9 protein-coding genes are annotated in these 12,871 nt (G+C 39.3%); 4 read left to right on the forward strand and 5 right to left on the reverse strand.

Translation table 11 applies throughout. The features are described 5' to 3' along the window. Positions 1–10 precede the first annotated feature (10 nt). The 5 genes from AC6I5C_RS14120 to AC6I5C_RS14140 form a co-directional block, all read right to left on the reverse strand. The gene (locus AC6I5C_RS14120) at positions 11–1,276 is read right to left on the reverse strand and encodes an MgtC/SapB family protein (protein WP_497905713.1); all 1,266 of its coding nucleotides are present in this window, start codon (positions 1,274–1,276) and stop codon (positions 11–13) included. Between the two features lie 121 nt (positions 1,277–1,397). After that, a complete protein-coding gene (locus tag AC6I5C_RS14125; protein WP_497905714.1) occupies positions 1,398–3,758 on the reverse strand; it encodes a sodium-translocating pyrophosphatase in 2,361 nt (786 codons plus the stop codon). A gap of 115 nt (positions 3,759–3,873) precedes the next feature. After that, on the reverse strand, positions 3,874–4,401 hold the full coding sequence (locus AC6I5C_RS14130; protein ID WP_497905715.1) for an inorganic diphosphatase: 528 nt from the start codon (positions 4,399–4,401) through the stop codon (positions 3,874–3,876). A gap of 196 nt (positions 4,402–4,597) precedes the next feature. Further along, on the reverse strand, positions 4,598–7,096 hold the full coding sequence (locus AC6I5C_RS14135) for a DUF5686 and carboxypeptidase-like regulatory domain-containing protein (RefSeq protein WP_497905716.1): 2,499 nt from the start codon (positions 7,094–7,096) through the stop codon (positions 4,598–4,600). A gap of 64 nt (positions 7,097–7,160) precedes the next feature. Next, positions 7,161–8,138: a pyruvate dehydrogenase complex E1 component subunit beta gene (locus AC6I5C_RS14140; RefSeq protein WP_053978524.1), complete on the reverse strand. Its 978-nt coding sequence runs from the start codon at positions 8,136–8,138 to the stop codon at positions 7,161–7,163. 388 nt (positions 8,139–8,526) lie between these two features. Between AC6I5C_RS14140 and AC6I5C_RS14145 the strand changes: the two genes are divergently transcribed. From AC6I5C_RS14145 to AC6I5C_RS14160, 4 genes are all read left to right on the forward strand, one after another. Continuing rightward, positions 8,527–9,273 (forward strand): electron transfer flavoprotein subunit beta/FixA family protein, encoded by a 747-nt coding sequence (locus AC6I5C_RS14145; RefSeq protein ID WP_497905717.1) that lies wholly within the window; start codon positions 8,527–8,529, stop codon positions 9,271–9,273. 64 nt (positions 9,274–9,337) lie between these two features. Beyond that, positions 9,338–10,297: an electron transfer flavoprotein subunit alpha/FixB family protein gene (locus AC6I5C_RS14150; protein ID WP_497905718.1), complete on the forward strand. Its 960-nt coding sequence runs from the start codon at positions 9,338–9,340 to the stop codon at positions 10,295–10,297. A gap of 112 nt (positions 10,298–10,409) precedes the next feature. After that, on the forward strand, positions 10,410–11,015 hold the full coding sequence (locus tag AC6I5C_RS14155; RefSeq protein WP_053978527.1) for a bifunctional nuclease family protein: 606 nt from the start codon (positions 10,410–10,412) through the stop codon (positions 11,013–11,015). Between the two features lie 93 nt (positions 11,016–11,108). Continuing rightward, positions 11,109–12,821, forward strand: a complete 1,713-nt coding sequence (locus tag AC6I5C_RS14160; RefSeq protein ID WP_497905719.1) for a nucleoside transporter C-terminal domain-containing protein — start codon at positions 11,109–11,111, stop codon at positions 12,819–12,821. Positions 12,822–12,871 lie beyond the last annotated feature (50 nt).

Consider the following 12,871-nt stretch of genomic DNA (forward strand, 5'->3'; position numbering starts at 1 on the left):
CAAAATCACTTTATAAATGCCACCAATCTGGCCACAACCAAATAATAAACAAGCCAACTAGCAAGGCAATCCCAAACACTACACCTACCCATTTGGCAAGCTGTTTTGTACCTAACATCATTGCCATAATACCTTTAAACACTAAATTGGAAAGTGCTGCTAGCAGAATAAGTTTCCATCCTAAATGCACGGGAATATTATCAATTTTCATCAATTGGGAAATCGACAAGGTAATGGCATCCACATCGGTTAGACCACTCACAATTGAGACCAAATATAAAGCTTGATTCCCAAATTTCTCTTCGGTAAATGCCACTGCCAACAAAATAAGCGCATACAGTAACCCAAACAAAAGGGCACTTTTAAATTGAGCAGGGTTTTCAGGCTCTGGCATTTCATCATCAGTTTCGTCCTTATTCACCAAATAAAATAAGGCCGAACAAAGCAGAGCCAACACCATAATTTCAGCCAATATGGGCAACAGAATATAATTGAGCTTTTGGGGAACTACCACCGTTATTTCTATAAGAACCCGAACCAAAGACACCATGGATGCCGTAGCAATGACGAATGCCGCCATTTTATTGATATCCTTAGTACTTTTGGTTTTGCGCGCATAACTTACCGTAGTAGCCGTACTGCTAATTAAACCTCCCAAAATTCCATTGGCAATCACCCCCACTCTTTTACCTGCAAATTTGTAAATGAAATACCCTACTACACTAATCCCTACAATCAAGGTAATCATCAACCAAATATTTCTTGGGTTGAGCACACCATAGGGACCAAAAGTTTTATCAGGTAGAATGGGAAGAATCACCAAACTGATTCCTGCCAAGGTCATAATTGCAGAAAGATCCTTTTCACTCAAACGGTCGATAAAATGATGCAACCGTTCTTTTACATACAACAAAATAGCCATCAAGGTCCCTACAATAACCCCAACCAACTGATCTCCTAAGACTAAATAAGCCCCAATGGAAAACATCAATAAGGCAGCAACCTCAGTGGTCTGGCCAAAATCCTGAGATTCGTCAGACTTATATTTGATCATATTGGCCGTCACAAACATGGCTGCAATTGACAATCCCAAAGCTGGTAAAATATATGGGTTGTCATATACTTGGGTTAAATACCCTGCCATTACGCCCAACACAGACAAAAGGGTAAAGGTCCTTACCCCCGCCATTTTATTATCGCTTTTTTGCCTTTGCACCCCAACTAAAAGGCCAAGTCCAAAAGCAATTCCCAAAGTGGTTAGTTGATCGTAATTCATAAATTAAAGATAGTAAATCAAATGCGCTTCGTAGGGAGTTTCTTCCTTCAAAAATTGTTGGCACAAAAAACCATGCCGAGAGGCATGGTTCTTCAAATTAACACTTAAAAGACCAAACGTCTTACTCTTCTCTTTTTATGTTTTCAAGAGCCTGTTTTACCTCGTCCAAACTTCCTTCTAAAACCACCTCTTCAGTTACCGTCTCTCCATCTTCGGTAAATACAGTCGTTACCACCGCTCTGGCATTTTCAGCTTCCACAGACTGCATTTCTATTTTTATTTCCTTTTTAATTTCATGACTTTCCATAGATTCGCCTAAAGCCGAATGAAAAGAGTGCCCTCCCAAAATAGGAGCAATCACCAAACCAACCAAACAGGTCAACTTGATCAAGATGTTCATCGATGGTCCTGAGGTGTCTTTAAAAGGATCTCCAACCGTGTCTCCAGTAACCGCAGCTTTATGGGCATCACTCCCCTTATAGCTCATTTCACCATCTATTTCTACTCCAGCCTCAAAGGACTTTTTGGCATTATCCCAAGCACCTCCAGCATTATTTTGAAAAATAGCCCACATTACACCACTTACACACACACCAGCCATATACCCTCCAAGTGGCTCAGGACCAAAAACAAATCCAATAATAACCGGGGTAATAATTGTAATCAAACCAGGTAAAATCATCTGACGTAATGCTGCTTGGGTAGAGATATCCACACACTTTGCATATTCTGGCTTACCGGTTCCTTCCATAATCCCCGGAATTTCACGGAACTGGCGTCTCACTTCCTTAACCATTTCCATAGCCGCTTTTCCTACAGACTCCATAGCCAATGCAGAAAAAATTACAGGAATCATCCCCCCTACAAACAACATCGCCAATACATCTGCCTTGAAAATATTAATTCCTTCAATACCCGTAAAGGTTACATATGCTGCAAATAAGGCCAGTGCTGTTAAGGCGGCCGAAGCAATGGCAAACCCCTTTCCTATGGCTGCCGTCGTATTTCCTACAGAATCCAGAATATCAGTACGTTCTCTTACCTCAGGATCCAATTCACTCATTTCTGCCACACCTCCCGCATTATCGGCTATAGGCCCAAAAGCATCAATAGCCAACTGCATAGCCGTGGTAGCCATCATGGCAGAAGCTGCTATGGCCACACCATAAAATCCAGCCAATTCATACGACCCGAAAATGGCAACAGCAAACAACAAAACAGAAAAGAAAGTAGATTTCATTCCCACGGCAAGTCCTGCTATAATATTGGTAGCAGACCCTGTAGAACTGTTTTGAACGATCCCTCTCACAGGATCTTTACCTAGAGCTGTATAATGCTCTGTAACGGTCGCAATTAAAGCCCCTACACAAAGCCCGATCAAGGTAGCCCAGAACACATGCATGGAAGACACTGTTTTATAACCTTCACCAAAGAAACTCATGGTTAAGGTATCCGGAAGCATATATTTTATCAAAAGGAAACTTGACACCAAAGTTAAAAGAATGGCCACCCAGTTACCATAATCCAAAGCCTTTTGAACCTGTGATTCCTTGGCATCATTACTAGAAATTTTCACAAAAAATGTCCCAATAATAGAAGCTAAAATGCCCACTCCTGCAATTACAATTGGCAATAAAATAGGTCCCATATTATTGAAAGGGTCTGTATAAGGCCCATCTACAGACATATCCTTAATTACATAATTCCCAAGTACCATAGCCGCCAAAACGGTAGCTACATAACTACCAAATAAATCGGCGCCCATACCAGCTACATCCCCTACGTTATCACCTACATTATCAGCAATAGTTGCCGGATTTCTAGGATCATCCTCAGGAATTCCCGCTTCCACTTTTCCTACTAAATCAGCTCCTACATCGGCAGCTTTAGTATAAATACCTCCACCTACGCGAGCAAATAAAGCAATCGACTCAGCTCCTAGCGAAAAACCAGCCAAAGCTTCCAAGGCCATGGTCATTTCATCGTAAAAAGAGGCATTTCCAACAATAAACATTTTTATGAAAATAGAAAACAAAAGGCTCAAACCCAAAACCGCCAAACTCGCAACCCCCAATCCCATCACAGTACCTCCTCCAAAAGCTACTTTTAAAGCTTGCGGTAAACTGGTTTTGGCAGCTTCTGCAGTTCTTGCATTAGCTTCGGTAGCAATGCGCATCCCTATATTTCCTGCCAAAGCAGAAAAAATGGCTCCCAAAATGAAAGCCACGATGATTATCCAATGTGTTGTTGGAACAAAATATGAAATGGCAAATAGCGCCACAGAAGCAATCGCTACAAAAATAGCCAGCAATCTATATTCGGCATTTAAAAAAGCAAGGGCTCCTTCCTTGATTGAGGTTGATATCTCTTGCATTCTTTCACTGCCAGGAGACTGCTTTTTTACCCACGCCATTTTGACGAACATAAAAAGCAACCCTAAAATCGCCATTGCAATTGGCACAAAAATCATATTTGATTCCATATCCTAATATTTTAATTTACATTTATTTACGCTAAATGTAGGAAAAACAAAGAACATAAAAAACCCCTTAATTTTATTAAGGGGTTTTTGAAAATAATTTATTTTTTAAGGGAACTTATATGGAAAAGCTACCTTTTTTGAAGTGATCACTCTCTTGGTAACGTTGCACACATTTGCTGAAAATTTCATAGGCTTCTTTGGCATCTCCCCAACCTCCGACGTCAACTTTCTTTTCTTCCAAATCTTTATACACTTGGAAGAAGTGCTCGATTTCTTCCAGTCTATGTGGATTCAAATCGCTAATGTCACTTAATTTGTTCCAAATAGGATCCGACACCGGTACACAGATTAATTTTTCATCAGGTCCTTTTTCATCTGTCATATGGAAAACGCCAATTGGCTTTACTTCCATAACACACATTGGGAATGTTGGTTGATGCCCCATTACCAAAACATCTAAAGGATCACCATCCAAAGCCAAAGTTTCAGGAATAAACCCGTAATCACCAGGATACATCATTGATGAAAACAACATTCGATCGAAACGAATTTTCTTAAGATCGAAATCATATTCATATTTGTTACGACTCCCGTTTGGGATCTCAATTAACACATCAAAGGTTAAATCATCTTTCGTACTCATTCAATATTTATTTTTCTACCTCCAAAAAAGAGATACAATGTTTAGTTTTTTCGAAATTCAAAGGCGCAAAGATACGGAAGTCTTTATGCTTAGACAACTAAAAACTATTGGACTTTAGATTAAGAAAGTGTAAATCGGGGCTACCTTGCAAAGAATAAAGACCATATCCTTATAAAAACTACATTAAAGTAAATTTCTAGAATTGGAAGTTAAACCCTCCTGTGATTCCAAAATCCCTTGCTGATGGAATTTCGAGATAATTCCCCCTGAAATTAAAATCTAAACGGAACACCTTAAAAATATTCCCAACCCCTAAACTATATTCGTAATAGGGTTCATCTGTAGGGGATATATACTCCAGTCCGGAAGCATTCAAATCTCTATTTTCTTGGGATATTTTCCCCCATGCAGCCCTAAAACCAACAATGGCCCTTAGATTGAATTTCTTTATCACCGGAATACGGGAGAAAAAACGTCCATTGAAATTATGCTCAAGGTGAAGTGAGGTATACGTATCCGTTACAAACTCGTAATAATCCAACAAGCTAAAAGTATTATAAATTGAAAAATACGATTGGTTCCCAGGAATAACACTCAACAATCCAAGAGGCACCGCTCCAAAAGTCTTTCCTGCCTCAATTACCGAAGTCAAACGTCCAAAGCCACCCAATTGCCATGGTTGGATATAGGAGAACTGTAATTTGGTATACTCAAAATCACTTTGAAAAACCACTTTATCCCCTCTACTAATCTGGGCAAACAAACTAGCATAAGTATCATTGGCACTGGAACGCTCCACTCCAAAACCAGTCATTTTTCGCCCTGGAAAATAGGACAAGGAAAGTGTGGTTTGGTATTGACGGACTTCAGATGCAATTCCCGAAGGTGATTCTTCATCATAATAGTCCAAACTAAAGGTTTCCGAAGCTGAACGCAAGGTTCTATAATCACCAATAATGCGCAGTACCAAATTCTTTACAGGTTCTATTTCCGCAGCCAATGTGGTTAAATTAATATTAGTAAGCTTATCGTTGACACTTGTGGTAAACACCGCTGAAGAGGCAAAACTGCGCCCCAAAACATCGGTGGAATTGGTAAGGCTCGCCCCTATTTGTTCTACATCCCGACGATTTCCTCCAGAAATGATGATACGGTTCTTTTTATCCAACAACCATTTTCCTGAAATTCCGTATTTAAACTTGTTGTCCTTAAAACCGTAGGCCGTAAATCCTTCAACACGCCACAAATCGTTATATCCAAAATAAGTTCGTCCCCCAGCCCGAAGCCTAAAACCTTCAACATCGTTATAACCAAATGTTGAGAAAATAGGTCCGTAATCAAAGTTCAATTCAGGAAACTCTTTATACCCCGAGGCAAACATGCTCACCGTATTGTAGACTCGCTGAAACTTTTTAACGGTTCTTAAGGTGTCGAGCATTTTGTAGACACCTTGCTCATCCTTATTGAGGGATTCCAAACGGTTCTGCTCCCAAAATTCATCATCACGATTGTAGATTTCCTTATTAAAATCGAAAACCTCCTCTACATAGAATTTAGGATCCTTAGGTTTATCGAACACATAGTTGTTGTACAAAGTAGTTCGCTTTCCATAAACCCCTTTTGCCTTTTCCTTTTTCTGAAAGGCAAAATCGGACATAAAATAATCCCTTTTGATCAAAAACACCGAATCATTTAGTACCTCAAACTCCTGTTCGATATAGATTTCCTTCACCCAATTAATGTTGGCACTCTTGGAGGCCTGCATATTGATTTCCTTAATGGCAAAGGTGGTATCTGCTACCCAAAAATCCCCTTTAAAAGTCAACTCGTTTTTACGCCTAGGGTAGTAAATAATGTTATAGCACCATTTGTTTTCTATAAAAGCACTATCGGAAAGTACATAGTTATAAGTATTGATTCCTGTTTTTGACAATGGACTCACAAAACTCTTATCGAAAAACTTAAGGTAATTATCATACACGTCATAATCGGCATACAAGTCATCCACAAAATCAATAAGGGCCTGATTATCGCTAAAACCAGAATTTTTATTCCCCTTTAACTCTTCACGCTCCTTTTTGATCTCATTGTCCCCATACACCCTACTAGCCGCTTCGTTGATGAATATTGGCAAATAGGTTTTTCCCGTGACATTGGAAGTATCCACTTGCTCAAAGACAAACTCCATCCCTTTGAACAAGTTCTTTTCCATAAAAGCACTGTCTATGGTGTTAATATCAAATTCAACCTTTTCATACTTATCGTACTCGTATTGTTTAAACATACGAAGTCCGTTTGATCGCTTATGAGCCCAGATTTTCTTTAAAATTCCAATAGCAGGATTCTCCGATTCCTTTTTGGATTGTTTACCGGTTACAATAACTACCTCCCCCAAGGAAGCAGCTTCCTCCTTGAGCACTAAGTTTAAATTGTAGTTGACACGTTTAGGCAAGGCTAACTCCAAGGTTTCATAGCCCAAAAACGATACAGTTAAAGTTTCCCAATTATTATCGGACTCTAGATAAAAACGCCCTTCTTCATTGGAGATGGTCCCCTCTGTAGATCCCTTAAAAATAACGTTGGCATAAGCCACTGGTTGGTTGTTTTCATCTATTACATAACCGCTAACCTTGGTTTGCGAAAATCCAAATAATAACCCGAAGAAAAAGAATAGAGAAAATAGTTTTATGTTCATAAGCAAAAAAACTTCATCAGCACAAATATGCCAATGAAGTTTATATAACGCAAAAAAACGCGTTTTATTTATACATTACCTTTTTTACAGCTTTAACAACATCGGTACTGTTAGGCAACCATTGCTCCAATAAAACTGGAGAATAAGGCGCAGGAGTATCGGCAGTGTTAATTTTTACAACAGGAGCATCCAAATAATCGAATGCTTCAGATTGTACGATATAAGTAATCTCGGTTGAAACGTTTCCAAATGGCCAAGCTTCTTCCAATACTACCAATCTATTTGTTTTCTTAACAGAAGCCAAAATAGTTGCTTTATCTAATGGACGTACGGTACGCAAATCGATGATTTCACAAGAAATTCCTTCTTTAGCCAATTCATCAGCAGCGATGTAAGCTTCTTTAATGATTTTACCAAAAGATACAATGGTTACATCGGTTCCTTCACGCTTGATATCAGCTACTCCTAATGGAATCGTGTACTCTCCTTCTGGCACTTCTCCTTTGTCACCATACATTTGCTCACTTTCCATGAAAATTACTGGATCGTCATCACGAATGGCTGATTTTAAAAGTCCTTTAGCATCGTAAGGATTTGATGGCACAACTACTTTAAGACCTGGCGTATTGGCAAACCAACTTTCAAAAGCTTGAGAGTGTGTTGCAGCCAACTGACCAGCAGAAGCTGTAGGCCCACGGAATACGATAGGACACTTGAACTGTCCACCAGACATTTGTCTGATTTTTGCCGCGTTGTTTATAATTTGATCAATTCCAACCAAAGAGAAGTTAAACGTCATGAACTCAACAATTGGCCTGTTTCCAGTCATTGTCGAACCCACCGCGATTCCTGCAAAACCAAGTTCAGCAATAGGAGTGTCAATAACACGCTTAGGGCCGAATTCATCCAACATTCCTTTTGATGCCTTGTAAGCACCATTGTATTCTGCGACTTCTTCACCCATTAAGTAAATGCTTTCATCTCTACGCATTTCTTCACTCATGGCTTCGCAAACAGCTTCTCTGAATTGAATTGTTTTCATTTGTATATTATTTAAATGGTCAGATAAAATTCACCTATTGCCCTGTAGAAAACTTACGGTTACAATAAGGCTCCTCTCATTTATATTTCAAGTTTAAATTGGATAGCAAAAATAGGAATAATTCATAAAAAAATAATCCCCTTTTCCCACGATTTGTAATTTTTGAAAGGCCCCAGATAAAACAGCATTCTATTTTCAAACCAAATTCACTCCTATTTTTAAGTAATTACCACAAAAGAGCATATATATTTTAACTTTTTTTACCATAAACGCCATATTTCTCTCAAAAAGGCAAAATTATATTATGCATGCATAGCAAATATTCAAATGAATTTATTTAACTTCGTAACCTCGAAAAAAAAAGTACTTATTAAATAATAATATCAATATGAAAATATTAGTATGTATTAGCCATGTACCTGATACGACTTCAAAAATTAACTTTACCGAAGGCGACACTAAATTTGACACCAACGGTGTGCAGTTTGTAATCAATCCTAATGATGAATTTGGTTTGACCCGCGCCATGTGGTTTAAAGAAAAACAAGGTGCAACTGTAGATGTTGTAAATGTTGGAGGTCCTGAAACTGAACCTACCCTAAGAAAAGCCCTTGCCATTGGAGCAGATTCTGCTATTCGTGTAAACACAGAGCCAACCGACGGTTTTGTGGTTGCCAAACAATTGGTAAAAGTTGTGCAGGATGGTGGGTATGACCTTGTAATTGCCGGACGTGAGTCTATCGACTACAACGGAGGTATGGTACCTGGTATGTTGGCACGTTTAACCAATGCCAACTTTGTAAATACTTGTATTGGTCTTGAAGTTGAAGGCACTTCTGTAACAGCCATAAGAGAAATTGATGGCGGAAAAGAAACCGTTACTACTTCTTTCCCTCTTGTTATTGGAGGTCAAAAAGGCTTGGTAGAAGAAAGCGACTTGCGCATTCCTAATATGAGAGGAATTATGATGGCTCGTAAAAAGCCGTTAACAGTTCTAGAACCTGTGGAAGCATCTGCCGAAACAGCATCTGTAAAGTTTGAGAAACCAGCTCCAAAAGGTGCTGTAACCTTAATCGATCCAGACAACGTAGAAGAATTAGTTAACCTACTTCACAACGAAGCCAAAGTAATTTAATAACCTACATATAAAACCCAATTGAATTTAATTCAATTTTAGTTTTATATTTCAAATTAAGCTTATGTCAGTTTTAGTATATACAGAATCAGAACAAGGAACATTTAAGAAAGTGGCACTGGAAGTAGCGTCTTACGCCAAAACTGTTGCCAACCAAATGGGCACTACCGTTACTGCCGTAACCATTAACGCCGAGGACACTTCCATTTTAGGAACTTACGGTGTTGACAAAGTATTAAAGGTAAGTGATTCCAAATTAGAGAAATTCAATGCCAATGCTTACGCTAGCATCGTAGCTCAAGCCGCTCAAAAAGAAGGCAGCCAAGTAGTGATTGTAAGCTCAAGTGCAGACAGTAAATATTTAGCGCCACTTTTGGCAGTAGACCTAAATGCAGGCTATGCTTCCAACGTAGTTGAAGCGCCAACAAGCACTGCTCCTTTCACCGTTAAACGTACAGCATTTACCAATAAAGCGTTCAACATGACTACCATCAACACCGATGTAAAATTAGTTGCGCTTTCTAAAAATGCCTTTGGCCTTGTTGAAAACAGTGCCGCCGCTGCTGCAGAGGACTTCACTCCTTCTATTCCAGAGTTTGGAGTAAATGTACAATCGGTAGATAAAGTAACCGGTAAGGTTACCATTGCCGATGCAGAGATTGTAGTATCTGGTGGTCGTGGTCTTAAGGGACCTGAAAACTGGGGAATGGTAGAAGAGCTTGCCGATGTTTTAGGAGCTGCTACGGCCTGCTCAAAACCAGTGAGCGATTTAGGATGGCGTCCGCACAGCGAACACGTTGGACAAACAGGAAAACCTGTGGCTGCCAACCTGTACATTGCCATCGGAATTTCAGGAGCAATTCAGCATTTGGCTGGTATCAACGCTTCCAAGGTAAAAGTGGTTATCAACACCGATCCTGAGGCCCCATTCTTCAAGGCTGCCGATTACGGAATTGTTGGAGATGCCTTTGAAGTTGTTCCTAAACTCATTGAAAAATTGAAGACATTTAAGGCACAACAATAATATTTTTTATAACTTGTATCTTTAAAGGACTGTTTAAATTTAGTTGACTTACAAAATCTGTCATTAGTTGTTGCTAAAGTCCTAATTTAAACAGTTCTTTGTGTTTTTTATTATGAGTTTAGTACGTCTTAACATAAAAGGAATTTCATATAGTCAAACACAAAATGGTGCCTACGCACTTATTTTGAATGAGGTTGACGGCGACCGAAAACTACCTATTGTCATAGGTGCTTTCGAGGCACAATCCATCGCCATCGCCCTAGAAAAAGAAATCCGCCCTCCAAGACCACTAACCCACGATTTATTCAAAAATTTTGCCGATCGGTTTGACATTATTGTCAAACAGGTCATTATTCATAAATTGGTTGATGGTGTATTCTATTCGAGCTTGATCTGCGAACGAGATAAAATTGAAGAGATTATCGATGCCCGAACAAGTGACGCCATTGCCTTGGCCCTAAGGTTCCAAGCCCCTATTTTTACCTATAAGAACATTTTGGACAAAGCTGGGATTTATTTAAAAGTAAACCCAAAAAGTGAAGAAGAAGGTGACAGTATCCTAGTGGATGATTTGGTTGCCGAAGAAGTTGAAGCTGGAATTCAGGAAAGTTTCAAGGACAAATCTTTGCAAGAATTAAATGCACTCTTGGAAGAAGCTGTTAAAAATGAGGATTATGAAAAAGCCGCGAAAATAAGGGACGAAATCTCCAAACGTTAGTTTCGCTGTTTAAAATGAGTGTTTGCTTGACGGTTATGGGTGCTTCAAATTAGTATTTTGTAGCTCACATATGATCTAATAAACTCAAAACAGATGAAATATTTTTTCTTGGCTTTTACAGCTATTTTTTTTGCAATAAATACACTCTCATCGCAAAGCATTGAAAAAAAATGGCAATTTCAAACTATAGAAAACAAAACAGGTCAACCACTTTCTTCTGTTTCTGATTCAGATTTTTTTCAATTGGATAACGGTTCGTTTTCTTATCAAACGTCTGCCGAAAACCAAGAACCTCATTCTGGAAATTACGTACACCAAAACAACGTTTTGGTACTGTACTATAACCAACCTAAAGACACCATACGCCATTTCAGCATCAAGGAACTTACCGATTCCACTTTGGTGTTCACTGAAAAAGATGTGACCTATCGCCTAGAACCAGTTCCTACAACCTCCCAAACTCCCGCTCTTGTTGAAGCCAATACGCTCATCAAAAGCAACGGGTTTTCATTTGGCAGTTTTGGAAGAGGCGTCTTGGGCATGTTTTCCCTTTTAGTGATTGCCTTTCTCTTTAGCAGCAATAGAAAGGCCATTAACTGGAAAACGGTTGGGATTGGATTGGCTGCCCAATTATTCTTAGCTTTTGGTGTTTTAAAAGTTCCTTTTATACAAAGTATGTTTGAATGGGTTGGCGGAATTTTTGTCTCCATTTTAGATTTCACCATGGCCGGGACAGAATTCCTGTTCAAATCCTTTATCACCGATAAAATAGAAGATTCCCTAATAACCTTTGCGGTATCCATTTTACCGACCATCATTTTCTTTTCGGCATTGACCTCGGTGTTGTTTTATTTAGGAATTATTCAAAAAGTAGTAAAAGGCTTGGCTTGGCTACTCTCCAAATTATTGAAGGTTTCCGGTGCCGAGAGTTTAAGTGTGGCCGGAAATATTTTCTTGGGACAAACAGAATCGCCTTTGATGATCAAGGCCTATTTGGAAAAAATGAACCGCTCCGAAATGTTATTGGTCATGGTAGGCGGAATGGCCACCGTAGCTGGAGGAGTTTTGGCCGCATACATACGATTTTTGGGAGGCGGAGACCCCGTAATGGAATTGTTTTATGCCAAACATTTATTGGCAGCATCTGTGATGGCAGCTCCTGGAGCTATAGTGATTTCCAAAATTTTATATCCCCAAACTGAAGACATTGATGCCGAAATAAAAGTGACCCATGACGACATTGGCTCCAATATCTTGGATGCCATTGCCAACGGTACTTCTGAAGGATTGAAATTGGCCGTAAATGTTGGCGCCATGCTATTGGTATTTTTAGCATTCATCGCCATGCTCAATGGTATTTTGCAATGGTTTGGAGACATCACGACTTTGAATACGCTCGTAGCCAACCATACCATTTATAACAGCCTCTCTCTTGAATTTATCCTTGGTTATATTTTGGCTCCCGTTATGTGGCTTATAGGTGTTGCCCAAGAAGATGTTGCCTTGATGGGACAGCTTTTAGGCGTCAAATTAGTGGCTAGTGAATTTGTTGGCTACATCCAATTGGCCGAGCTCAAAGATATTGGGAATGTCCTTCACCTGAAATACGAAAAGTCTGTAATCATGGCCACTTACATGCTTTGTGGCTTTGCCAACTTTGCCTCCATTGGAATTCAAATTGGAGGAATTGGCTCCTTGGCTCCCGGACAACGAAAAACCTTATCGGAATTTGGTATAAAAGCACTAATTGGAGGAACGATTGCCTCCTTGATTTCTGCAACAATTGCAGGAATGATTATAGGCTAAACCATTTTGAAAGGCGCAATCTATTGTGCTCTTGGTTAGTTGATAACTTT

Source organism: Mangrovimonas sp. sgz306409 (assembly GCF_059735265.1).